Genomic DNA, 23,684 nt, shown 5'->3' with positions numbered 1-23,684 from the left:
TCGCAGGCCGACCTGGCGGGGCAGTCGCGCCCGGCGACTCGACGCCGGACGCAGCAGGCACGGGAGCGCGCCCGTGAGGGGGTCCGCCGAGCGGAGGCGGCCGCGGGGCCGACCCGCGCACTGCGGGCACTCGGCATACGACCGGCGGTGCAAGGGAGTTCCGTGGAGGTCGCCCTCGCCGACGGGCTCTCCTCCGAGGGCGCCGAGCTGACTCCGATCGGCGCCGAGCGGCTGGCTGTGCGCGCCCCGCGAAGCAGCCGCTCCGTCCTCTCCCTGTGGCGTGCACCCATCGCCGCCCGGGAGCGGAGCGCCGCCAGTGGCATGCCCCCTCACCGCCTTCACCACGGCTGCCGTACCCGATTGCCGCGAAGGACCCGAGGGGCGCGGGCACGATCAGGCCCGGGTGGGCGATCCTCGCTCACCCGGGCCGTGGGACCTTGCTCAGCAGGCGAACTGGCTCAGCGGGTGACCAGCAGCCCCCGCCCGCGCAGTACGCGCCGCTCCAGCGGGCTGAAGATCAGCAGCTCGATGGCGATGCCGACGAGCAGGATCAGGAAGATGGCCAGGAACACCTGCGACATGCTGCTGTTGTTGCGGCCGTTCTCCAGGAGTTGGCCCAGGCCCACGCCCAGGTCGGGGTGGGAGGCGATGATCTCCGCCGCCATCAGCGAGCGCCAGGAGAAGGCCCAGCCCTGCTTCAGGCCCGCCAGATAGCCGGGCAGCGCGGCCGGCATCACGATGTGCCGGGCCTCGCGCAGCCCGGTCGCGCCCAGGGTCCGTCCGGCGCGCAGGAACAGCGGGGGGATCTGGTCGATGCCCGCGACGAGGCCGTTGGCGATGGAGGGGACGGCGCCGAGGAGGATCACGGCGTACATCATCGAGTTGTTCAGGCCCAGCCAGAGGACCGCGGGTGCCACCCAGGCCACGGACGGCAAGGACTGCAGGCCGGACAGGATGGGGCCGATGGCGGCCCGGACGAACTTCACCCGGGCGACGAGCAGGCCGAGTGGGGTGCCGATGGCGAGGGCCATGAGGAAGCCGAGCAGGCCGCGTGAGACGGATGTCCAGATGTAGTCGAAGAGGGTGCCCTGCAGCCAGGACTCGCGGACCTCGCCCCAGACGTCGGACGGCGAGGGCAGCTTGTAGGCGGGGGCGGCCTCGGCCCACACCAGCAGTTGCCACACCACCAGCACCAGCACGATCGCGGTGACGGGCGGCAGCACCTTGCGGGTCAGGGTCTCGCGCAGCGGCGTACGCCCTACCTGCACCGAGTCCAGGGCGTCGAGTCCGGCCTCAAGTCCCGCCAGATCGTTCGGGTCCTGCGGCTCACCGGCCGCCGTGGAGCCGTCCTTGGTGACATCGACCTTGATGTCGACGCCGTTGTCAGTGCTGGCCATGGCGGCGGATCTCCCCACGCAGTTCTTCGGTGATCTCGACGGACAGCTCGGCGACCGCGCTGTCCTCGATGCGGCGCGGCTGCGGAATGCCGACCGTCCACTCCCGGGCGATACGGCCGGGGCGGGAGGACAGCAGGACGACGCGCTGAGCGAGCCGCACCGCCTCGCGCACGTTGTGCGTGACGAACAGCACCGACACCCCCGTCTCGCGCCAGATGCGGGTCAGTTCGTCGTGCAGTACGTCACGGGTGATCGCGTCCAGCGCGGCGAACGGCTCGTCCATCAGCAGCAGCTTGCTGTCCTGGGCCAGGGCACGGGCCAGCGCCACGCGCTGGCGCATACCGCCGGACAGCTCGTGCACCCGCTTGCCGTACGCGCCCTGCAGCCGCACGAGTTCGAGCAGCCGTTCCGCCTCCGGCCGGCGCTCCGCCTTGGCGACCCCGCGCAGCTTCAGCGCGAGCTCGATGTTCTTGCCCGCGGTCAGCCACGGGAACAGGGCGTGCTCCTGGAACATCAGGGCGGGCCGGCCGTCCGTGCCGATCGAGCCGGCGGACGGCCGGTCCAGCCCCGCGACCAGGTTGAGCAGCGTGGACTTGCCGCAGCCGGAGGCCCCCAGGAGGGTGACGAACTCGCCGGGTGCGACATCGAGCGTGATGTCGTCCAGCACGAGCTGTTGCCCGCCGCGTGTGCCCGGCACCGGGAAGGACTTCGAGACGTGCTCGATTCGGGCGGCGTAGGTCACCGCCGTGGCGTCCTCGGCGACCTCGGCGGTCGTGGCCGTGGGAGTGGCCATGGTCGTCACCTCCTGGGAACTCATCGGATGCGGTGGTCCTTACTTGACGCCGAGACCGGCGTCGTCGACCTCGTCCTTGCCGGCGGCCTTGAGGACCTTGTTGAGCGGCGCGAGGTCGTAGATGCCCTTGAGATCGGGCTTCTCCAGCAGACCGGCCTTGACCGCGTGCTCGGCCTCGGTGTCGAGCGTGGCGGCCAGCGGGTCGTCGAGGAAGGTGATCGACTTCCAGGCCGGGTCGATGACCTCGGCGGGCAGGGCCTTGCCGGACTCCGCCTTCAGCGCCTCGTTGGCCGCGGCCTTGGCCTTGTCCGGGTTGGCGTTGATCCACTCGTTGGTCTTCACCGAGCCGCGCAGCACGGCCTCGACGACGTCCGGGTGCTCCTTCAGGAAGTCCTGCCGCACGATGATGTTCGTGATCACGAACTTCTTGTCCGGCCACAGGTCGCCCTCGTCGAGCAGCACCTTGCCGCCCTCGGCGACCAGCTTCGACGCGGTCGGCTCCGGCACCCAGGCACCGTCGATCGAACCGGACTTGTAGGCGTCCGGCGTGATCTTGTTGTCCGTGCGGACCACGGAGACGTCACCCTTGCCGCTCTCCGCGTCGACCTTCCAGCCCTGCTCGGAGATCCAGTTGAGCAGCGCGACGTCCTGGGTGTTGCCGAGCTGCGGCGTGGCGATCTTCTTGCCCTTGACGTCCTTGAGGGACTTGATCTTCTCCGGGTTGACGACGAGCTTCACGCCGCCCGACGCCGAACCGGAGATGATGCGCAGGTTCTTGCCCGCCGCCTTGGTGTAGCCGTTGATGGCCGGGGAGGGACCGATCCAGCCGATGTCGAGGTCGCCGGAGTTCAGCGCCTCGATCTCCGACGGACCGGCGTTGAACGTCGACGGCTTGATCACGGTGCCGCCGAGCTCCTTCTGGAGCAGGCCCTCCTGGATGCCCACCAGAGCGGTGGCGTGCGTCAGGTTCGGGAAGTAGCCGATGTTCACCTCATCGACGGAGAGCTTCTTGGCGTCCGCCGCGACCTGGGTCTGCTTGTCGCTGTCGGTGGACTCGGCGCCGTAGCCGCAGGCGGTCAGCAGCAGAGGGAGCGCCGCTATGACGGCGAGGGTACGCAGGGCGGTGAGCGGTCTTGCGGCAGACACAGGGGTGTCCTCTCAAGGGAAGGAAGGGAGTTCAGGCAGGTACGGCAGGGGAGGCGCGGAGCCGCTTCACGCGCACCGGCACACCAGTTGCCCGCAGTCCCGGCGGGACGGCAGGGGGCGCAGTGGTGTGCGTGGGGGGTGGGTGCGCGTTGCGGGGAGTCTCAGACGAGCCGACAGATGGCGCTGGACGTACGGCCGAAGTCGATGTGGCGACGCGAGGTCAGGAGGGACGGCAACAGGTCCGTGCGGTTGCGCGTGCTCATGGCGACCCCACCCCCACAGATTCCTAGTTTTCCTACCTGGTTGATGGGGATCGTGGCAGAAGCTTGCGGCTATCCCAAGTGGTTGTTCATATAATGGACGCTTCCTTCTCTCCATTTGAGAAGTCCCAGGTCAGAGGCCCGGCGCCAAGGGCGCGCAAAAGCGCGCGCGCCACCGCGTCATTCTGGCGGAAGGCGGGCGCGTCGGTGCGGGGACGGGCGAAAGCGGCGACGGCACGGCTGTTGGTGGGGGCGCCCAGAGCGATGCGGCGGGGGTGCGTGTCGCCGAGGGACGGGTCGACGACGTGGGCGTTCGCGGGGGAGACGGCGAGCAGACCGGAGCGGTGGGTGTGGGTGGGGTCGGTGATGACCTCCTCGGTGAGGGCGCCGGCCCGGTGCAGCTCGCGCAGGAGGGGGTCCTCGGTGCGGTCGAGCGAGGGCCCGGGAAGGTATGCCTCGATCAGCGCGGTGGCGTGGACCGTGTGGCCGGGGACGGTGGGGCTGGTCGCGGTGAAGGTGCCGGCGGTCTCGTCGGTGCCGATCCGGACGCCGGCGCCCACGAAGCGGACGATCCCGGCCCGGGACAGGGCGAGGAGCTGACGCAGGCGGAAGCCGGGCGGGCCGGAGGCCAGGAAGCTGAAGAAGCCGTGCCACCAGCCGTCGAGCTGCTCGGCGACGGACCGTGCCGTCAGCCGCCCCGCGGCGACGAGGCGGGGCAGTTGCCCGTAGAGGGAGAGCAGGGCGAGGAACGCCCCGAGGTCGGCACTGAACTCCGGATCCTCGCGACGGGCGACGTCCCGGGCGATGTGATCGCGCAGGTGGTCCTGGAAGTCGTCCGGGGTGGTGAAGGCGAGGCCGTCCAGGGGGTGGTCCAGGGCCTCGAAGTCCAGTCGGTCCGCCGGGTCGGGCACGGCCGTGGCGACGAGGGCGGCCATCTCGTCGGCGTACCAGCCGAGGCGGTCGTACGCGGCTACGAAGTCCGGCCAGGGCAGCGATGTGCGCTCGGGGTGGGCGTGGAAGAGCTCGTGGTAGTGGCCGAAGCCGATCTCCTTGGCCATCAGCGGCCACACGTCGCGCCGCAGGTCCAGTGGGCGGCCCTCGGCGAGCAGCGCGTCGAGGGCTTCCGGGCCGAAGTACCGGGGCAGCGGTGGCCGGGGGCCCCGGAGCTGGTAGCGGGTCTTGGAGTGGTACGGCACACCCCGCCGCGATCCGACGTGCAGGACGGGCTCGCGGCCGGACGGGAGGTAGGTGAGGGTGCCGTCGGCTTCGGTGCGGTAGGTGCCGCCGCGGCCCTCGGTGAGCATGGCCATCAGGTCGATGAAGGCGAGCCCGAAACCGCGCAGGACGACATGCTCGCCGGGATGCAGCGCGGACAGATCGGCGTCGGCGGAGAACTCCGGCGGGAGGTGGAAACGGCCGTGGCGGCGGGCGAAGGCGGCGTGGTCACGGTGCTCGGCGGCGGGGGTGGAGCCGATGTGTCCCTGGGCGAGGACCACCAGGTCGGCGGTGAGCGGGGTGGCGCGGTCGGCCAGGTGCACCTGCTGCGGGCCGTCCGGGGGGCCGGTGACCGCGGTCGCGGTGGTGCGGTGCCACTCCACGGTGACACCGGGCGGCAACTGGGCCAGGGCCCTGCGGAACACCCAGTCCAGGTAGGCGCTCTGGGCGCGGCGCGTGGGGAAGTCGGCCCCGGCGAGCGTCCGCAGCTCGGCCAGCACCTCCGGGTCGGAGGGCTCGGCGTACGGGGCATGACGTGGGCCCCGGCCGGAGAACTGGGCGGCCCATTCGGCGAGCGAGGGGCCCGGCCGTACCGGACCCTCGATGGTCGACGACTCGTCCGTGAACATGGTGACGTCCTCGGCCATGGAGTTCATCCGCAGCAGCGCGGACTGTTCGTGCCGCCAGACCCGCCCCGGCCCCGGCGGGTGCGGGTCCACCAGATGGATGCGCAACTCCCATGCCTTGTCCCACAGTTCGGGCGCGTTGGCGGCGATGCGCTCCAGCAGCCCTGTGGCACGCGGCCCCGCGCCGACGACGACCAGCACGGCCGGGGAGAGGGTGCCGCTCACCGGTGACCGCCGATCGCCGGGCGGGCGTCGGCGGCTGTCGCCGCGCTCAACCGGTGGCGTACTGCGTTCAGTCGGCCGCGCAGCCGCTGCAGCGGAGTGGGCGGCAGGGTGCGGGCGTCGCCGCGCGCGTAGTACCGCTCGACGTAGAACTGACCCGCGCTCAGCACCGTGGTGACCGCGATGTACCAGAGGGTGGCGACCATCAGCAGCGGGATGACCTGGTAGGTCTGGTTGTAGATCAGCTGCACCGAATAGAGCAGGTCGTGCACGGCCAGCACGCTGACGATGCTGGTGCCCTTGAGGGTGCCGATCAGCATGTTCCCGGCGGTCGGCACGATGGAGCGCATCGCCTGCGGGACGACGACCCGGCGCAGGGTGCGGCGTCTGCTCAGGCCGAGTGCCTGAGCGGCCTCGGTCTGCCCGGCGTCCACGGAGAGGATGCCGCCGCGCACCACCTCGGCGGCGTAGGCGGTCTCGTGCAGGGTCAGGCCGATGACGGCGGTGAGGGTGGGACCGAGCAGATTGACCGTCTTGACGGTGAGGAACTGCGGGCCGAACGGGATGCCGAGGCCCAGCGTCGGGTACAGGGCGCCGATGTTGAACCAGAACAGCAGCTGCACCAGCAGCGGTGTGGACCGGAAGATCCACACATAGCCCCAACTCAGCGTGCGCAGCACGGGGTTGGCGGACAGGCGCATGACCGCGAGTACGGTACCGAGCAGGAAGCCGAGGACCATCACCACGGCGGTCAGCCACAGGGAGAGCAGCAACCCGTCGAGCACGGCGGTGGTGGTGAAGTACCGGCCCACCACGGCCCACTGGAAGGCCTCGTTGCGGACCACGGAGTTGAGCACCATCGCGAAGAGCAGCAGAGCGAAGACGGCGGTCAGCCACCGGCCGGCGTGCCGGCGCGGCACGATCCGGGGCGGGTCGACGCCGACCAGCGGGGGGCTCTTCGTTGCGGGACCGGACGTGAGATCGGGCGACGTGACCATGGGGGAGGCTCTCCGGGGGAGGGGAGGCGGGCGTGGGTGACCCCGGTGGCACTCGGTGCGGCCGGGGCTCGGTGTCGTCACGCTCGCCGCGTCCCTCAACGCGGCCGGAGAGGCTGCCGCGCAACGCGGAGCCGATCCGCCGTCGATCGTATGTGCCCATGCCATCGATGTGTCAACAGCACGCCGACGGAACGGCTGTCCAGGCGTTCCGGCATCCGGGAGCCGCTTGACGGGGAGCACGATGTCCTGCTCAATTGGTCGCATGACTGCCCAGCAGCGCTTGGTCACGCGCGATCACATCGACTTCGGTCGGGTGTGGTCCGCGGCGTGTTGCGCCTGACTCGGCAGCGGGCCCTCTGACCGGCCCTTCCCTCCCTCGGTGACCCCGTCGCGGGCCGAGTTCTCCTTTCGCGCGCTGCCGCACCACTGCCTTGCGTCCTCACCGACGCCCGGCGTCGTCACGCCCGTACCGAAACCGTCAGCTGTCGACTGACGGGTCGTCACCCATGCCTGCACACAAGGCAGTTGCGTCATGTCTGCCTGCTCGCGTGCGGCATTCCCGAAAGGTCATACCCATGCCCGTGGAGTTCCTCGGCATCGCCGCCACCAACGACGGCTCCGAAACCACGCCGCGCTCCGGCGCCGCGTTCGACAAGGAGTACACACTCCGGCTCGCCCGGGCGCACGAGGACCACGGCTGGGACCGGGTGCTGTTCGCCTACGGCTCCGGATCGCCGGACCCCGCCCCGGCCGCCGCGTACATCGCGAGCCGGCTGGAGCGCCTGCAGATCCTGCTCGCCCACCGGCCCAACGTCTCGTACCCCACCTTCGCCGCCAAGACCTTCGCCACCCTCGACCAGATCAGCGAGGGCCGGCTGACCGTGCACTTCATCACCGGCGGCAACGACCACGAACAGGGCCGCGAGGGCGACACGCTCACCAAGGACGAGCGCTACGCCCGCACCCGCGAGTACATCCGGATCGTCAAGAAGATCTGGACCACCCGCGAGCCCTTCGACCACGAGGGCGAGCACTACCGCTTCCACGACTTCGTCAGCGACGTCTTCCCGGTCCAACAGCCCCGCCCGGGCGTGTCGTTCGGCGGCTCGTCGGCCGCCGCGTACGCCGCCGGAGGCGCCGAGGCCGACATCTACTGCCTGTGGGGCGAGCCCCTGGCGAAGACCGCCGAGCAGATCGAGAACGTGAAGGCCGCCGCGAAGGCCGCGGGCCGTACCGACGTGCCGCGCATCCAGGTCGCCTTCCGCCCGATCATCGCCCCGACCGAGGAACTGGCCTGGGAGAAGGCCCACCGCACGGTCGGCGCCATCCGGGAGCGGCGCGAGACGGGACTCGTACGGCACCACCGCAGCGGCGCACCCGAGAACGCCGGGTCGCAGCGGCTGATCGCCATCGCCGAGGCGGGGGAGCGCTACGACCGCGCCCTGTGGACCCCGACCGCCGCCGCGACCGGTGGCGCGGGCAACTCCAACGCCCTGGTCGGCACCCCGGAGACGGTCGCCCGGGCGCTGCTCGACTACTACGACCTCGGCGTCGACATCCTCTCCGCGCGCGGCTACGACCTGCTGGGCGATGCCATCGACTTCGGCCGGTACGTGATCCCGATCGTCCGCGAGGAGGTCGCCAAGCGCGACGCCGAGCGGGCGGCACGCGGGACGCAGACCCTCGCGGCGGTGAACGGATGACCTCCGCACCGGAGTTGACGGTCATACAGGTGCCTGTCTCCGACCCCCGGGTCGAGCCCCTGCTGCGTGAACTCGGCCACGAGTACTCCACCCGCTACGGCAAGGACGCGCACGCCGAGATCTCCCGCTACCCGGACGAGGAGTTCACCGAACCGTACGGCGGTCTGCTCCTGTTGCTGCTGGAACGGGGCGAACCCGTCGCGGGCGGCGCCTTCCGCCGGTACGACACGAACACGGCCGAGCTGAAGCGCATCTGGACGCACTCCGCGCACCGCAGACGCGGCCTCGCCCGGCGCGTCGTCGCCGAGTTGGAGCGGGAGGCGAGCGCACGCGGCTACCGGCGGATCTATCTGACCACCGGCCCCCGCCAGCCCGAGGCCCGCGGCCTGTACCTGGCCACCGGCTACACACCGCTGTTCGACACGGAGGCCGACCCGGAGACCATCGGCCCGCTGCCGTTCGAGAAGCACCTCGCAGCCCGGGAACGCACGGGAAGGGCCCTCGACCAGTGAACCTCCGCATGATCAGAACCCGTCTGCACGGCGCCGCCGCCCTCGCCCTGCTGCCCCTGCTCGCGCTGACCGCCTGCGGCTCCGGCACCGGCACCGGCGGTACGGCGGCGGTGGGTGCCCAGGGTTCTCCCGCACCGACCGACGACCCGGTCGCCGCCGTACGCGAGGTGGACTCCGTCGCGGCCCTGCTGCCCGCCGACGTACGCAAGGCGGGCACGCTGCGGGTCGGCAGCTCGATCGGGTTCCCGCCCGGGGCGTACTACCCGAACGGCACGGACAAGGCCCCCGCGGGCCAGGACATCGACCTAGCCGACGCGGTGGCCAAGGTGCTCGGCGTGAAGCTGGAGCGCCAGGACGCCTCCTTCGAGACGATCCTGCCCGCCCTCGGCAGCGGCAAGTACGACTTCGGCACCGGCAACTTCGGCGTCACCAGCGAGCGCCTGAAGACCATCGACTTCGTCACCTACATCAACGACGGCCAGGGCTTCGCGGTGAAGAAGGGCAATACCGCCCTCAAGTCGAAGATCACCGACCTCACCCAGCTGTGCGGGCTGACCATCGGCACCGGCGCCGGTACCACCTTCGAGGCGACCCTGACCGCGCAGAAGGGCGTGTGCGCCGAGGCGGGCAAGAAGCCGTACGACGTGAAGGTCTACTCGGAGAACGCGGCGACGCTGACCGCGCTCCAGCAGGGCCGTATCGACGTGATCATGTCGACGATCAACGGTCTGCGTTACCAGGCGGCCCAGCCCGCGTCACAGACCACGTTCCTGGGCGAGTTCCACCGCCTCGACGTCGGCTTCGCCTTCAAGAAGGGCTCCCCGCTCACCAAGGCCTTCCAGGCGGCCGTCAACGAACTGATCAAGGACGGCACCTACGCCCGGATCCTCGCCAAGTGGGGTACCTCCGCCTCCGCGATCGACGCGTCGCGGATCAACCCGCCCGAGCACAGGTGACCCATGAGCAGCGACACCATCACTGAACCCGTCCCGCAACTGGCCGAAGCACCAGCCGAGTTGAAGGTAGTGCCGGCCCGCCACTACGCCCGCTGGGCCGCCGGCGGCATCGTGATCGTGCTGGTCGCCCAGTTCATCCACGGCCTGGCCACCAACCCCGTCTGGGAGTGGAACGTCTTCCGTGACTACTTCCTCTCCGAGACGATCGTCCAGGCAGTGTGGGTGACCCTCCAGCTCACCGCCTACGCCACCGTCCTCGGCTTCCTCCTCGGCACCGTGCTCGCCTTCATGCGCCTGTCGCGCAGCCCGGTGCTCTCGACCGTAGCCCGGACCTATATCTGGATCTTCCGGTCGATCCCGATGATCGTCCAGCTGGTGTTCTGGTTCAACCTCAGCGCGCTGTACGAGGAGTTGGGCGTCGGCATCCCCTTCGGCCCGGTGTTCTGGTCCGTCGACAGCAACGCCCTCATCGGCACCATCGGCGCCGCCGTCATCGGCCTGACCCTGCACCAGGCGGCGTACGCCGCCGAGATTGTCCGCGGCGGCGTCCTCTCCGTCGACCACGGACAGCTGGAGGCGGCCGCGGCGCTGGGCATCCCCCGGCTGCGGCAGATCCGCCGGATCGTGCTGCCGCAGGCCATGCGCGCCATCCTGCCCACGGCCGGCAACGAGATCATCGGCCTGCTCAAGGGCACCTCGGTGGTCTACGTGATGTCCATCGGCGAGCTCTTCTACCAGGTGCAGGTGATCTACGGACGCAACGGCCGGGTGATCCCGCTGCTGCTGGTCGCCACCGCCTGGTACGTCGTTCTCACCTCCCTGCTCTCGGTCGCCCAGTACTACGTGGAACGCCGCTACGCCCGCGGCGCCGACCGCACCCCGCCACCCACCCCGCTCCAGCGCCTCCGGCGACGGTTCGTGACGAAGGAGATCTCATGAGTGCCGTCATGGTCGACGTCCACGGCGTCCACAAGAGCTTCGGCCCCCTGGAGGTGCTGCGCGGTGTCGACCTGTTGGTCCGCGCCGGCGAGGTGACCGTGATCCTCGGCCCGTCCGGCTCCGGGAAGTCCACACTGCTGCGCACCATCAACCACCTGGAGAAGGTCAACCGCGGCTGGATCAGCATCGACGGCGAACTCATCGGCTACCGCCGTTCGGGGAACAAGCTGCACGAGCTGAAGGAGAAGGACGTTCTGAGGCAGCGGACGAACATCGGGTTCGTCTTCCAGAACTTCAACCTCTTCCCGCATCTGACCGTCCTGGACAACCTCGTCGAGGCTCCCGTCTCCGCGCTGCGCCGCCCGCGCAGGGAGGCGGAGGAGACGGCCCGCCGGCTCCTCGACCGGGTCGGCCTCGCCGACAAGGCCGACACCTATCCGCGGCAGCTCTCCGGCGGCCAGCAGCAGCGCGTGGCCATCGCCCGCGCGCTCGCCCTCGAACCGAAGGTGCTGCTCTTCGACGAGCCCACCTCGGCGCTGGACCCGGAGCTCGTCGGTGAAGTCCTCGACGTCATCAAGGACTTGGCCGAATCCGGGACCACCATGATCGTCGTGACCCATGAGATCGGCTTCGCCCGCGAGGTCGCCGACACCGTGGTGTTCATGGACGGCGGAGTCGTCGTGGAGCAGGGGCCGCCCTCGGCCGTCCTGGACAACCCGCGCCAGGAACGCACCCGCGCCTTCCTCTCCAAGGTCCTCTGACCAGCCCACAACCCAGTTTCACAGCCCTGTTTCGCATGCAAGGAGAACGACCGTGACCCCCAGCCTCGCCCGCCGCCGCACCACCGTAGCCGCGCTCGGACTCGCCTCCGCCCTCATCCTCGCCGCCTGCGCCAACCCCACCGACGGCGGCACCACCGAGGTCGCCGCCACATCGGGCGCCAAGACGAAGATCAACCTCAGCCCCGACCAGGACCGCATCACCACGGGCAAGGTCGAGTCCATAGCCGCCGAGGTCCCGGAGAAGATCCGCAAGAGAGGCACCCTGGAACTCGTCGCCTCGTCCGGCTCCGCCGCGCCGCTGACCTTCTACGCCACCGACAACAAGACCGTCATCGGCGTCGAGCCGGACCTCGCGTACCTGGTCGCCGACGTCCTCGGTCTCAAGCCGCACATCAACACGGTGTCCTGGGAGAACATCTTCGTCGGCCTCGACAGCGCCAAGTACGACGCCGGTTTCAGCAACATCACCGTCACCGAGGAGCGCAAGGAGAAGTACGACTTCGCCACCTACCGCGAGGACAACCTGGCCTTCGAGGCGAAGAAGGGCAGCGGCCTGAAGGTCACCGGCCCCGCGGACGTGTCGGGCCGGACGGTCGCCGTGGGCAGCGGCACCAACCAGGAGAAGCTGCTGATCGAGTGGAGCAAGGAGAACGAGAAGGCCGGCCGCAAGCCGGTGGACATCAAGTACTACCAGAACGACAGCGACACTTACCTGGCCCTCCAGTCCGGCCGCATCGACCTCTACCTCGGTCCCAACCCGACCGCCGCCTACCACGCGGCCACCACCGGGAAGACGGAGGTCGTCGGCACCTACTCCGGCGCCGGCGCCACCCTTCAGGGCCTCATCGCGGCCACCACCAAGAAGGACAGCGGCCTGGTCGAGCCGCTCGCCGACGCCCTCAACCACGTCATCGAGAACGGGACGTACGCGAAGGTGCTGCAGCGCTGGGGCCTGTCCGACGAGGCCGTGACCAAGTCGGAGATCAACCCGCCCGGCCTGCCCAAGACCGACAAGTAGCCGACACCGCCTACAGGACACGAGGTCATGCCCCGCGAACTCCACCTCTCCGTCGAACTGGGCCGCGCCGGCCACCCCTCCGCCGCGGCCCTGACCGCCGCCCACTGGACGGACCTGATCGGTCTCGCCGAGCAGGGCGCCCTGGACTTCGTCACCCTCGAGGACTCCCTCGCGCCACCGCCCGACGACAGCGGCGGCCGACTTGACGCGGTGGCCGTCCTCGCCCGCGTCGCACCCCTGACCAGCCGCATCGGCCTCGTCCCGACGGTGACCACCACCCACACCGAGCCCTTCCACACCTCCACCGCCCTGGCCACCCTCGACTTCGTCAGCGAGGGGCGGGCGGGCTGGCTCGTGGACGTCTCCGCCGGCGAGGCCGAAGCCCGCGCCGTGGGGCGCCGTGAACCCGCACCGACGCCCGAGCTGTGGGCCGAGGCGGTCGACGCGGCCGAGGTCGCCGTCCGACTCTGGGACAGCTGGGAGGACGACGCGGAGATACGGGACGCGGCCACCGGACGCTTCATCGACCGCGACCGGCTGCACTACATCGACTTCGAGGGCCCGCACTTCTCCGTCCGCGGCCCGTCCATCGTCCCCCGCCCACCGCAGGGCAGGCCGCCCATCGCCGTCGCCCTCGACGTGCACGACTCCGACGGTCGGTGGGCGCTGGCCGCCGGCCATGCCGACGTCGTCCTGCTCGACGCCGGCGAACCGGCCACGGCACGGCTTGCCCGAACGGCGCTGCAGCGCCGGGCGGCAGAGGCCGGACGGCCCCCGGGAACGCTGCGGGTGCTGCTCCGCGTCGCGGTCGACCTCGGCGGGCGCACCGGATCCCTCCCGCCCGCAGACACGGCCCGCTTCACCGGAACCGCCGCGGACCTCGCCGACCTGCTCGCCGACCGGCACACGGCCACCGGCGTCGACGGCTTCCACCTCCGGCCCGCCTCGACCCCCGCCGACCTGCCCACAGTGGTCCACGACCTCGTACCGGCGCTGCGCGAGCGCGGCCTCTTCCGCACCGCCTACACCGGCACCACCCTCCGCGACCACCTCGGCCTGCCCCGCCCGGCCGGCCGCTACGCCCGACAGACGGAGGCAGCCCGATGACACGGACGACAACGACAACGGGTACACGAACGACAACGGGTACACGAGTGACCACGACAACGGGCGGCCGCCGCAAGCAGATTCACCTCGCCGCGCACTTCCCCGGCGTCAACAACACCACCGTGTGGCAGGACCCGGACTCCGGCAGCCAGATCGACTTCTCGTCCTTCCGGCATCTCGCGCGCACGGCGGAGCGCGGCAGGTTCGACTTCTTCTTCCTCGCCGAGGGCCTGCGGCTGCGCGAACGCAAGGGCCTGATCCACGACCTCGACGTCGTCGGCCGCCCCGAGTCCCTGACCGTGCTGAACGCCCTCGCCGCCGTCACCGAGCACCTGGGCCTGGCCGCCACGGTCAACGCGACCTTCAACGAGCCGTACGAACTCGCCCGCCGCTTCGCCTCGCTGGACCACCTCTCCGGCGGGCGCGCCGCCTGGAACGTCGTCACCACCTCCGACACGTTCACCGGCGCCAACTTCCGCCGCGGCGGCTATCTGGACCGCGCGGACCGGTACCTGCGTGCCGAGGAGTTCGTCGAGGTGGCCCGCGCCCTGTGGGACTCCTGGCCGGCCGACGGCGCCCCGCGCACCGTGCGCCACACCGGGCCCCAGTTCGGCATCACGGCCCGCGCCACCGTGCCGCACTCGCCGCAACGGCACCCGGTGCTGATCCAGGCCGGCGACTCCGACGAGGGACGCGAGTTCGCCGCCCGCACCGCCGACGTCGTCTTCAGCCGCCACGGCACCCTGGAGGCGGGCCGCGCCTTCCACGCCGACGTCAAACGGCGCCTGGCGCGGTACGGCCGCCAGCCCGACGAGCTGAAGATCATGCCCGGCGTCACCTTCGTGCTCGGGGACAGCGAGGCGGAGGCGCAGGAGCGTGCCGCACACCTCCGCCGGCAGCAGGTGAGCCCGCAGACCGCGATCGCGTTCGTGGAGAACGTCTGGGGCCGCGACCTGTCCGCGTACGACCCCGACGGCCCGCTGCCCGACCTCGACCCGGTGCCGGACAGCGACGTCGTCCAGGGCTGGGCGCACGCGGGCGACCGCTTCGGCATCGCGGCCAAGTGGCGGGCCCTGGCGGAGGAGAAGCACCTGTCCATCCGCGAGCTGGCCATCGAACAGACCGCCCGGCAGTCCTTCATCGGCACCCCGGCCACGGTCGCCGCCACCATCGACGAGTACGTACAGACCGACGCCGCCGACGGCTTCATCCTCGTACCGCACCTCACCCCGGGCGGCCTGGACGAGTTCGTCGACCGCGTGATCCCACTGCTCCAGGAACGCGGCACCTTCCGCACCGAGTACGAGGGCCCCACCCTGCGCGACCACCTGGGCCTTGCTCGTCCCGGCGGCGAGGGACGACACGAGCGGGCCGCGTCGACTCCGGCAGGTTGAGGGATGCTCGTCAGCATCGGCGGACTGCCCGGCACCGGCAAGACCACACTGGCGCGACTGCTGGCTGCACGGACGGGAGCGGTCCATCTGCGAGTCGACACGATCGAGCAGGCGATCGTCCGCTCCGGCCTGGCACAGCACCCGGTCGGACCCGTCGGCTACGTCGTCGGATACGCCCTGGCCGACGAGCATCTCCGGCAGGGGCTGACCGTGATCGCGGAGTCGGTGAATCCGCTGGCCGTCACACGCGACGCGTGGCGTGATGTCGGTGTGGGAGCCGGTGCCGCGACCATCGAGGTGGAGGTGGTCTGCTCGGATCCCGCCGAGCACAGGCGGCGCGTGACGGCGCGGTCGTCCGACATCCCCGGACTGCCCCTGCCCGACTGGCGGCAGGTCCTTGCCCGCGCTTACGAGCCGTGGGAGCGAGAGCACCTGGTGATCGACACTGCGGGGCAGACCCCGCAGGAGTCCTTCGCCCGGCTGGCCCGGCATGTAGACGCACGCTGAGCCGTCCCCGTACCGCGATGTCGGTTTCACGAAGAGTCGCTGTACGCGCGGGCGTTGCGCACGAACAGCTCGTGCAGATCGCGGACCGCCCGGGGTACCGAGCCGGAAGGACGGCTCTGCAGCACCAGCAGCACGTCGGTCGCGTCGCCCGCGAGCGGTCGTACGGTGATCGCGCCGCGCCGCTCCAGGGGGTCGCCGATGACGCTGAAGTCGGGCAGGACCGTCGCCCCCAGCCCCTCGGCGACCATCAGCTTGCCCATCTCGGCGCCGTCGGTGGAGTAGGAGAAGGATGGCGTACGGCCGTCGAGCAGCCGGTGCAGGAAACGGTGCATCACATAGCCGGACCGCATCACCACCAGCGGCTCGGCCAGGAGGCTGTCCGCGTCCACCGCCTCCAGGGCGGCCAACGGACTGTCCGGACGCACACACACCACCGGTCGGCCGCGCAGCAGTTCCGTGGTCTCGAAGCCGGGCGGCATGTCGTCGCCCCCGAGGTAGTTGACCAGCCCCAGATCGAACGCGCCCTCCAGGAGCCCGCGTTGGATCTCCGACTGCTGTGCGCCGACCAACTCGACCTGGGTGAGCGGGTGCGAGGCCCGGAACTCCCGCACCGTCGGGATGACCAGCGGCACGGTGGCCGTGTTCACCGTGCCGAGGCGGACCATGCGGCTGATGCGGTGCTGGTCGCCGGCCGCCCCGCGCAGCCGGTCGACCGCGTCCAGCACACTCATGATGTGCGGCAGCAGCTCCCGGCCCTCGTCGCTGATCTTCGCCCCTGACCGCTTGCGCTCCAGCAGGTCCACGCCGAGCTCCCGTTCCAGATTGCGCACGGTCTCGCTGAGCGCCGGCTGGGACAGGTGCAGTTCCTCGGCGGCGCGCCGAAGCGACCCCGATCGCGTGACGGCGGCGATGTATTCCAGCTGTTCGATACGCACCACAGGAGCGTGCCGCCTGCCGCGCGCCGCGTTCAAGGGAATCCCTGTCACAACCTCGTGAATACCGACTCTCAGCATGTGGAATCACCTCCGGGCATTCTTGACCCGCCGGACTCCCCACTGCTTTGATCGATGGCATGAAGCGACCGGATCTCACGCGGCGACGCCACGTCGACCTCGCGCGTGTCTCCAGCTCCTGCTGTCGCTGTCGGGTCTGATCCCACCAGCTCGGCCTCCGAGGGAAACCCTCGCACTCGCGCCGATCTCCCTTCGCGCATTTCACTGCCGGCCGATTTCCGTGCTGATTTCGGCTTTCCCCGGGCCGGCGTTCCCGCACGCCTGAATCCCGATCACTGAACACATTTCCCTGTCACGCACGCGCCGTTTTCGCGTGCGCAGTCATGCCAGGAGTTCCCCATGCCCGTACCGCCCGGATCCGACCCCGCCCGCTTCGCCTACTGGGTGCCGAACGTCAGCGGCGGCCTGGTCACCAGCACCATCGAGCAGCGCACCGACTGGGGCTACGACTACAACCGCGAACTGGCCGTCCTCGCCGAGAACAACGGCTTCGACTACGCCCTCAGCCAGGTCCGCTACATGGCCAGCTACGGCGCCGAGTTCCAGCACGAGTCGACCAGCTTCAGCCTCGCCCTGCTCCTCGCCACCCAGCGCCTGAAGGTCATCGCCGCCGTCCACCCCGGCCTGTGGCACCCCGGCGTCCTCGCCAAACTCGGCGCCACCGCCGACCACCTGTCGAACGGCCGCTTCGCGGTCAACGTCGTCAGCGGCTGGTTCAAGGGCGAGTTCACCGCGCTGGGCGAGCCGTGGCTGGAGCACGACGAGCGCTACCGCCGCTCCGAGGAGTTCATCACCGCGCTGCGCAAGATCTGGACCGAGGACCACACCGAACTCGCCGGTGACTTCTACCGGTTGCGTGACTTCTCCCTCAAGCCCAAGCCACTGAACACCGCCGAGCGGCCGCACCCGGAGATCTTCCAGGGCGGCAACTCCAGCGCCGCCCGCGCGATGGCGGGCCGGGTCTCCGACTGGTACTTCAGCAACGGCAAGGACTTCGACGGCGTCACCGAGCAGATCAACGACGTCCGTGCCGCCGCCGCCCAAGTGGGCCGCAGGGCTCCGAAGTTCGGCCTCAACGGCTTCCTCATCGCCCGCGACACCGAGGCCGAGGCCCGCGACACGCTCCGCGAGATCGTCGCCAAGGCCAACACCGAGGCCGTCCACGGCTTCCGCGACGCCGTCCAGCAGGCCGGTCCGTCCACCGCCGACGGCAAGGGCATGTGGCAGGACTCCAGCTTCGAGGACCTCGTCCAGTACAACGACGGCTTCCGCACCGGCCTGATCGGCACGCCTGAGCAGATCGCCGAGCGGATCGTCGCCTACAAGCGGCTCGGCGTCGACCTCTTCCTCCTCGGCTTCCTGCACTACCTGGAGGAGGTCGAGTACTTCGGCAAGCGGGTGCTGCCCCTCGTGCGCGAACTGGAGGCCCAGCAAGCCGAGTCGGAGCCCGTCGCCGCCGCCCGCGCCTGAACCGTCACCCGTACCCACAGCTGAGAAGGGGATCCCCATGAGCACCGCCGCACCGGCCGACTGGAAGACCGCCCCCGCCCCGAAGGACGCCCAGGGCTGGATCACCCGCGCCACCGAGGTCGCCGCCGTCCTCGCCACCGACGCCGCCGCCCGCGACAAGGCCGCCGCCACCCCGTACGCCGAGGTCCAGCTGCTGAAGGACGCAGGCCTGGTCACCCTCCTCGGCCCCGTCGAGCACGGCGGCGCGGGCCAGGACTGGCCCACCGCCTACCGCGTCGTCCGCGAGGTCGCCAAGGCCGACGGCTCCATCGGCCAGCTGCTCGGCTACCACTACCTGTGGAACTGGGCCGCCCGACTGGTCGGCACCCGCGAACAGTGGGAGCAGGTCGAGGCCGAGGCCGCCCGCAACCGGTGGTTCTTCGGCGGCGCGGTCAACCCGCGCGACGAGGACGTGGCGGTGAAGGACGAGGGCGACACGCTCACCTTCACCGGCCGCAAGTCCTTCTCCACCGGCAGCAAGGTCTCCGACGTCACCGTGCTCGAAGGCGTCCTGGAGGGCACCGACGACCACGTCTTCGCCATCGTCCCGTCCGACAGCGAGGGTCTGACCTTCCACGACGACTGGGACAACATCGGCCAGCGCCTCACCGAGAGCGGCGGCGTCACCCTCGACGCCGTACGCGTCCCCTGGTCGGCCGCGGCGGGCTACGTGGACAAGCAGTTCCGGCCGCGCATCTACAACACCCTCAATGTGCCCACCATCCAGCTCGTCTTCGTCAACTTCTACCTCGGCATCGCCGCCGGCGCCCTGGAGACCGCCGCCACCTACACCCGGACCAAGTCCCGCGCCTGGCTGCACGGCGGCCACGAGCGCGCCGTCGACGAGCCGTACGTCATCGACACCTACGGCGACCTCACCGCCAAGCTGTGGGCCGCCGAAGCGCTGGCCGACGCCGTCGCCGCCGAGGGCCAGAAGCTGCACGACGACCCGGACGCGGTCACCGAACAGGCCCGCGGCGAGTTCGAGGTACGGGTGGCCGCCGTGAAGGCCCGCGCCACCGACGTGGCCCTGGAGATCACCAACCGGATCTTCGAGGTGACCGGCGCCCGCGCCACCGCCTCCACCGAGGGCCTCGACCGCTTCTGGCGCAACGTCCGCACGCACACGCTCCACGACCCGGTGGCCTACAAGCGCCGCGAGATCGGCCGCCACGTCCTCACCGGCGAACTGCCGCAGCCCACCTGGTACTCCTGAAAGGTCGGTCCTCCCATGGCCACCATCCTCTCTGTCTCCGGCAGCCCCTCCGCCACCTCCCGCACCGCCCGGCTGCTGCGCCACCTGGACGACCGGCTCCGGGCCCACGGGCACGACGTGATCCCGTTCGACGTCCGCACCCTCCCGCCCGAGGCCCTGCTGCACGCCGACTTCCGGCATACCGCGATCGTCGAGGCCACCGCCCTCTTCGAGCGCGCGGACGGCATCGTGATCGGCACCCCCGTCTACAAGGCCGCCTACTCCGGCCTGCTGAAGTCGCTGCTGGACCTGCTCCCGCAGTACGCGCTCGCGGGCAAGACCGTCCTGCCGCTGGCCACCGGCGGCACCACCGCCCACGTCCTGGCCATCGACTACGCCCTGCGCCCCGTGCTGAACTCCATGGGCCCCGCCCACATCACGCCGGGCTGGTTCACCCTCGACAAGGACATCACCGTGGGCGACGACGGCACCCTGACGGTCTCACCGGGCGCCGCCGAGGCCCTGGCCCAGGTCACCGACCAGTTCTCGCTCGCCCTCGGTGGCCGCCCGACCCTGCTGGCGGCCACCGGATGAGCGCCGCGACCGTGATCGCCGACGACGCCGAGGCCCTCGCGGTCGCCGCCGAACTGGCCGCGGACTTCCGCAAGGACGCAGCCGAACGGGACGCGCGCCGCCGGCTTCCGCACGCGGAGGTGGAGCGGCTGTCCGCCTCCGGACTGCTCGGGGTGACAGTGCCCGCGGAGCTGGGCGGCGCGGACGTCAGTGCCGAGACCCTCGCCGAGATCTTCCGGCTGCTGGCCTCGGCCGACGCCAGCCTCGCGCAGATCCCGCAGAGCCACTTCGTGTACGTGGGCGTGCTGCGTCGGCAAGGGACGCGGGAGCAACAGGCGTTCTTCCTCGGCGAGGTGCTGGCGGGGAAGCGCTTCGGCAACGCCCAGTCCGAGGCGGGCACCAGCCACGTACAGGACATCCGTACGCGGCTCAGGCGGCGCCCGGACGGGTCGTACGTCCTCGACGGCGTCAAGCACTACTCCACCGGCGCCCTGTTCGCCGACTGGATCCCCGTCCTCGCCCGAGCCGACGACGACAACCTGCACGTGGCGTACGTACCGCGGGGCGCGCCCGGCCTCACGGTCGTGGACGACTGGGACGGCATGGGACAGCGCACCACCGCCAGCGGAACCGTCCGCCTGGAGTCGGTGCCCGTGCCCGCCGACCGGGTGGTGCCGCACCACCTCACCTTCCAAGGGCCCCAACTCCACGGTGCCGTCGCCCAGTTGCTGCATGCCGCCATCGACGCCGGGATCGCCTCCGGAGCACTGGCCGAGGCCGTGGAGTTCGTCCGTACGAAGAGCCGCCCCTGGTTCGAGAGCGTCGGCGAGGGGCATGCGACGGCCGCCGAGGACCCCTTGCTCATCCAGCGGTTCGGGGAACTGGCCATCCGGGTGCGGGCCGCCGACGCGCTGCTCGCCACCGCGGCCAGGTCCGTGGACGCCGCCCGCGCCGACCTGACCGACGACTCGGCGGCCGAGGCCTCGATCGCGGTGGCCGCGGCCAAGGTGACCGCGGCGGAGGCCGCCGTGGAGGTCGGCAGCGCCCTGTTCGAGGTGGCCGGCACCCGCGCGGCGCTCGACTCCCTGGGGCTGCACCGCCATTGGCGCGACGCCCGCACCCACACCCTGCACGACCCGGCCCGCTGGAAGGTCCAGCACATCGGCCGCCATGTGCTCAGCGGCACCAGGCCGCCCCGGCACGGCCTGCTGTGACGAGCGACCCCGCACGCTCCTGACCTTCCTGCCCGGCCTTTCTGATCGGAGACCCGACGTGTCCCTCACCTTCCACTGGTTCCTGCCCACCAACGGCGACAGCCGCCACGTCGTCGGCGGCGGCCACGGCACCCCCGCCACGGCGTCCGGCCGCGACCGGCCGCCGACGGTCGCCTACCTCAGCCAGATCGCCCGCGCCGCCGAGGACCTGGGCTTCGTCGGCGCGCTCACGCCGACCGGCGCCTGGTGCGAGGACGCATGGCTGACGACCGCCATGGTCAGTCAGAACACCGAACGCCTTAAGTTCCTGGTCGCCTTCCGGCCCGGCTTCGTCTCGCCGACGCTCGCCGCGCAGATGGCGTCCACCTTCCAGCGGCAGACCGGCGGACGGCTCCTGCTCAACGTGGTCACGGGCGGCGAGAGCCACGAGCAGCGCGCCTACGGCGACTTCCTCGACAAGGACGACCGTTACCGCCGTACCGGTGAATTCCTGGAGGTCGTACGGCAGTTGTGGGAGGGCAAGACCGTCGATCTCGCCGGTGAGCACCTCCAGGTCGAGGACGCGAAGCTGGCCCGTGTGCCCGACCCGATACCGGAGGTGTACTTCGGCGGCTCCTCGCCCATCGCCGGTGAGATCGCCGCCCGGCACGTCGACGTCTATCTCACCTGGGGCGAGCCGCCGGCCGCCGTCGCCGAGAAGATCGCCTGGATCCGGGCGCTGGCCGAGAAGGAGGGCCGGAGCGTCCGCTTCGGCATCCGCCTGCACGTCATCACCCGGGACACCGGCGAGCAGGCGTGGGCGGAGGCCCGGCGGCTGCTGGACGGCTTCGACGCGGAGACGGTACGGGCCGTACAGGCCGGGCTCGCCCGCAGCGAGTCCGAGGGGCAGCAGCGCATGCTCGCCCTGCACGGGGGCGGACGGGACGACCTGGAGATCCACCCGAACCTCTGGGCCGGTATCGGGCTGGTGCGGGGCGGCGCCGGGACTGCGCTGGTCGGCAGCCACGACGAGGTCGCCGAGCGGATCGCCGAGTACCACCGCCTGGGCATCGACGAGTTCGTGCTCTCCGGCTACCCGCACCTGGAGGAGGCGTACTGGTTCGGCGAGGGCGTCCTGCCGCGGCTGGAGGCGCAGGGGCTGTGGAACCACCCGTTCCGTAGCGCGACGGCCGCACAGCCCGTGGCTCAGATCCCCTTCGCAGAGCGGTAATCAGCCAGATCGGCGGGTATTCCCTAGATTTCCTATCGAATTACTAGGGAAGTGTTGACCCCCCTCGGGTGAGCGAGTGAGGATGACGTTGACCGGGTCGGCCGGGCAACCCGGAATCGCGTTCTCTTCTGCCTTGAAGGAAGTCAGCCATGACAAGCGCACCCCCGGCCGACACGGCGACCGCAGCGGGAACCGAGCCGGCCGACTGGCTGCACACAGCCCGTGAGCTGGCGGACGACCTGGCCACGGACGCGGTCGAGCGCGAGCAGGCCGGCAAGCCGCCGCTCGACGAGATTGCGCGGCTGCGTGAATCGGGGCTGCTGACGCTGCTGGTGCCGGCCGCGCACGGCGGCGGGGGCGCGGACTGGCGCACCGCCTACACGGCCGTACGGATCCTCTCCGCGGCCGACGGATCCGTCGGCCACCTGCTGGGCAGCCACTACTTCCTGTCCTACTGCGCCCGGTTCTTCGCCGGCCCCGACCGTGCCGCGCGCGTGGAGCGGGCGTTCACGGCCGGGCAGTGGTACTGGGGAGGCGGCATCGCCTCGCAGGAACCGCCCCTGATGCTGACCCCGACGGCCAACGGCTATGTACTGGACGGCCATCAGAGGTACGGCTCCGGAGTCGGGGTCGCCGACCGGCTGGTGGTCCGTGCCGCCGTGCCCGGCACCGGCGAGCCCCTCGCCGTCCTCGTCGACCCCGCCCACCCGGGCCTCGTGAACGGCAGCGGCGGCGACACCTTCGGCCAGCGGCTGGCGGCCGCCGGCGGCGTGGGGTTCGACTCCGTGCCGGTCGGGGCCGACGACGTGCTCGGCTCCCTCTCCGCGGACGACGGCGCCCTGTCGCCCTTCGCCGGCCTCGCCGCGCCGACCGCCCGGCTGGTCTCCGCCCAGTTCTGTCTCGGCGTCGCCGAGGGGCTGCTCGGTGAGGTGCGCGAGCACGGAAGGGCGGCGCAGTCCGCCTGGCAGCCGTTCTCACCCCAGCCCTGGCCGGGCAGCCCGCCGCAGGACCCGTACGTGCTCACCGCGTACGGCGAGCTCGCCGTCGCCGCACGTGCCGCGTCCGCCCTCGCCGACCAGGCGGTGACCGCCCTGACCCGCGGCCTCGCACGGGGCGACGACCTCGACGACGAGGAGTGCGCGGAGATCGCCGTCCTCGCGAGCGCGGCCGAGGCGGCCGCCTCCAGGGCCGCGCAGGAGATCACCACCCATGCCATGGACGCCGTCGGTGTGCCCGCCGCCTTTACGCGGCACGGCCTGGACCGCTTCTGGCGCGACACCCGCACGCACACCCTGCGCGAGCCGGTCGCCCACCGACTGCGCGAGGTCGGGGACTACTTCCTCAACGGCGCACACCCCCCGTTCAGCCTCCCCGCCTGACGGAGGGGACGGCGGG

At 71.0% G+C, this 23,684-nt stretch carries 23 protein-coding genes; 16 read left to right on the top strand and 7 right to left on the bottom strand.

Annotation, left to right across the window (positions count from 1 at the left end):
• Positions 1-458: 458 nt before the first annotated feature.
• From EHO50_RS41405 to EHO50_RS41385, 6 genes are all read right to left on the bottom strand, one after another.
• Positions 459-1,397 (bottom strand): ABC transporter permease, encoded by a 939-nt coding sequence (locus EHO50_RS41405; RefSeq protein WP_128437025.1) that lies wholly within the window; start codon positions 1,395-1,397, stop codon positions 459-461.
• Positions 1,384-2,214 (bottom strand): ABC transporter ATP-binding protein, encoded by an 831-nt coding sequence (locus EHO50_RS41400; RefSeq protein WP_164905102.1) that lies wholly within the window; start codon positions 2,212-2,214, stop codon positions 1,384-1,386. Before EHO50_RS41400 ends, EHO50_RS41405 begins: the two co-directional genes overlap by 14 nt.
• A 15-nt stretch (positions 2,215-2,229) precedes the next feature.
• The gene (locus tag EHO50_RS41395; protein WP_128437024.1) at positions 2,230-3,336 is read right to left on the bottom strand and encodes an ABC transporter substrate-binding protein; all 1,107 of its coding nucleotides are present in this window, start codon (positions 3,334-3,336) and stop codon (positions 2,230-2,232) included.
• A gap of 161 nt (positions 3,337-3,497) precedes the next feature.
• A complete protein-coding gene (locus EHO50_RS45940) occupies positions 3,498-3,599 on the bottom strand; it encodes a putative leader peptide (RefSeq protein ID WP_342787057.1) in 102 nt (33 codons plus the stop codon).
• Between the two features lie 86 nt (positions 3,600-3,685).
• A complete protein-coding gene (locus EHO50_RS41390; protein ID WP_128437023.1) occupies positions 3,686-5,662 on the bottom strand; it encodes an FAD/NAD(P)-binding protein in 1,977 nt (658 codons plus the stop codon).
• Complete coding sequence (locus EHO50_RS41385) at positions 5,659-6,657, bottom strand: amino acid ABC transporter permease (RefSeq protein WP_128437022.1); 999 nt, start codon at positions 6,655-6,657, stop codon at positions 5,659-5,661. The genes EHO50_RS41390 and EHO50_RS41385 overlap by 4 nt, the downstream gene beginning before the upstream one ends.
• A 575-nt stretch (positions 6,658-7,232) precedes the next feature.
• Between EHO50_RS41385 and EHO50_RS41380 the strand changes: the two genes are divergently transcribed.
• The 9 genes from EHO50_RS41380 to EHO50_RS41340 are packed head-to-tail and all read left to right on the top strand — an operon-like array spanning position 7,233 to position 15,575.
• Complete coding sequence (locus tag EHO50_RS41380; protein WP_128437021.1) at positions 7,233-8,360, top strand: LLM class flavin-dependent oxidoreductase; 1,128 nt, start codon at positions 7,233-7,235, stop codon at positions 8,358-8,360.
• Positions 8,357-8,872: a GNAT family N-acetyltransferase gene (locus EHO50_RS41375; protein ID WP_128437020.1), complete on the top strand. Its 516-nt coding sequence runs from the start codon at positions 8,357-8,359 to the stop codon at positions 8,870-8,872. The genes EHO50_RS41380 and EHO50_RS41375 overlap by 4 nt, the downstream gene beginning before the upstream one ends.
• Before the next feature lie 8 nt (positions 8,873-8,880).
• Positions 8,881-9,828 carry an ABC transporter substrate-binding protein gene (locus EHO50_RS41370; RefSeq protein WP_128437019.1) on the top strand — a complete coding sequence of 316 codons (948 nt, stop codon included), beginning with the start codon at positions 8,881-8,883 and terminating at the stop codon, positions 9,826-9,828.
• A 3-nt stretch (positions 9,829-9,831) separates the two neighbouring features.
• Positions 9,832-10,767, top strand: coding sequence for an amino acid ABC transporter permease (locus tag EHO50_RS41365; protein ID WP_128437018.1), 936 nt, complete (start codon positions 9,832-9,834; stop codon positions 10,765-10,767).
• Positions 10,764-11,528 (top strand): amino acid ABC transporter ATP-binding protein, encoded by a 765-nt coding sequence (locus tag EHO50_RS41360; protein WP_128437017.1) that lies wholly within the window; start codon positions 10,764-10,766, stop codon positions 11,526-11,528. Before EHO50_RS41365 ends, EHO50_RS41360 begins: the two co-directional genes overlap by 4 nt.
• A 52-nt stretch (positions 11,529-11,580) precedes the next feature.
• Positions 11,581-12,567 (top strand): ABC transporter substrate-binding protein, encoded by a 987-nt coding sequence (locus EHO50_RS41355; RefSeq protein WP_128437016.1) that lies wholly within the window; start codon positions 11,581-11,583, stop codon positions 12,565-12,567.
• A gap of 27 nt (positions 12,568-12,594) precedes the next feature.
• Complete coding sequence (locus EHO50_RS41350; protein ID WP_128437015.1) at positions 12,595-13,674, top strand: LLM class flavin-dependent oxidoreductase; 1,080 nt, start codon at positions 12,595-12,597, stop codon at positions 13,672-13,674.
• Between the two features lie 47 nt (positions 13,675-13,721).
• On the top strand, positions 13,722-15,068 hold the full coding sequence (locus tag EHO50_RS41345) for an NtaA/DmoA family FMN-dependent monooxygenase (RefSeq protein WP_246101828.1): 1,347 nt from the start codon (positions 13,722-13,724) through the stop codon (positions 15,066-15,068).
• A gap of 3 nt (positions 15,069-15,071) precedes the next feature.
• A complete protein-coding gene (locus EHO50_RS41340) occupies positions 15,072-15,575 on the top strand; it encodes a P-loop nucleotide/nucleoside kinase family protein (RefSeq protein WP_128437013.1) in 504 nt (167 codons plus the stop codon).
• A gap of 26 nt (positions 15,576-15,601) precedes the next feature.
• Here the strand turns inward: EHO50_RS41340 and EHO50_RS41335 are convergent, their stop codons facing one another.
• A complete protein-coding gene (locus tag EHO50_RS41335; RefSeq protein WP_128437012.1) occupies positions 15,602-16,510 on the bottom strand; it encodes a LysR family transcriptional regulator in 909 nt (302 codons plus the stop codon).
• A 137-nt stretch (positions 16,511-16,647) separates the two neighbouring features.
• Between EHO50_RS41335 and EHO50_RS46220 the strand changes: the two genes are divergently transcribed.
• The 7 genes from EHO50_RS46220 to EHO50_RS41305 all read left to right on the top strand — a co-directional run bounded on the left by EHO50_RS46220 (position 16,648) and on the right by EHO50_RS41305 (position 23,668).
• Positions 16,648-16,728, top strand: a complete 81-nt coding sequence (locus EHO50_RS46220) for a putative leader peptide (protein ID WP_383455484.1) — start codon at positions 16,648-16,650, stop codon at positions 16,726-16,728.
• Positions 16,729-16,927: 199 nt separating this feature from the next.
• Entirely contained in the window at positions 16,928-18,058 is a 1,131-nt protein-coding gene (gene sfnG, locus EHO50_RS41330) for a dimethylsulfone monooxygenase SfnG (protein ID WP_128437011.1), read from the top strand.
• 37 nt (positions 18,059-18,095) lie between these two features.
• Positions 18,096-19,313 carry an acyl-CoA dehydrogenase family protein gene (locus EHO50_RS41325; protein WP_128437010.1) on the top strand — a complete coding sequence of 406 codons (1,218 nt, stop codon included), beginning with the start codon at positions 18,096-18,098 and terminating at the stop codon, positions 19,311-19,313.
• Positions 19,314-19,328: 15 nt separating this feature from the next.
• Positions 19,329-19,886 carry an NADPH-dependent FMN reductase gene (gene ssuE, locus EHO50_RS41320; protein ID WP_128437009.1) on the top strand — a complete coding sequence of 186 codons (558 nt, stop codon included), beginning with the start codon at positions 19,329-19,331 and terminating at the stop codon, positions 19,884-19,886.
• Positions 19,883-21,079: an SfnB family sulfur acquisition oxidoreductase gene (locus EHO50_RS41315; protein WP_128437008.1), complete on the top strand. Its 1,197-nt coding sequence runs from the start codon at positions 19,883-19,885 to the stop codon at positions 21,077-21,079. Before ssuE ends, EHO50_RS41315 begins: the two co-directional genes overlap by 4 nt.
• Positions 21,080-21,137: 58 nt before the next feature.
• Positions 21,138-22,289, top strand: a complete 1,152-nt coding sequence (locus EHO50_RS41310; RefSeq protein ID WP_128437007.1) for an LLM class flavin-dependent oxidoreductase — start codon at positions 21,138-21,140, stop codon at positions 22,287-22,289.
• Positions 22,290-22,438: 149 nt separating this feature from the next.
• Positions 22,439-23,668: an acyl-CoA dehydrogenase family protein gene (locus EHO50_RS41305; protein ID WP_128437006.1), complete on the top strand. Its 1,230-nt coding sequence runs from the start codon at positions 22,439-22,441 to the stop codon at positions 23,666-23,668.
• Positions 23,669-23,684: the final 16 nt, after the last annotated feature.

The organism is Streptomyces cyaneus, from assembly GCF_004028635.1.
GTDB lineage: Bacteria > Actinomycetota > Actinomycetes > Streptomycetales > Streptomycetaceae > Streptomyces > Streptomyces cyaneus.
Note: the sequence above shows the minus strand (reverse complement) of the source record. Positions and strands in the feature narration are given on the sequence as shown.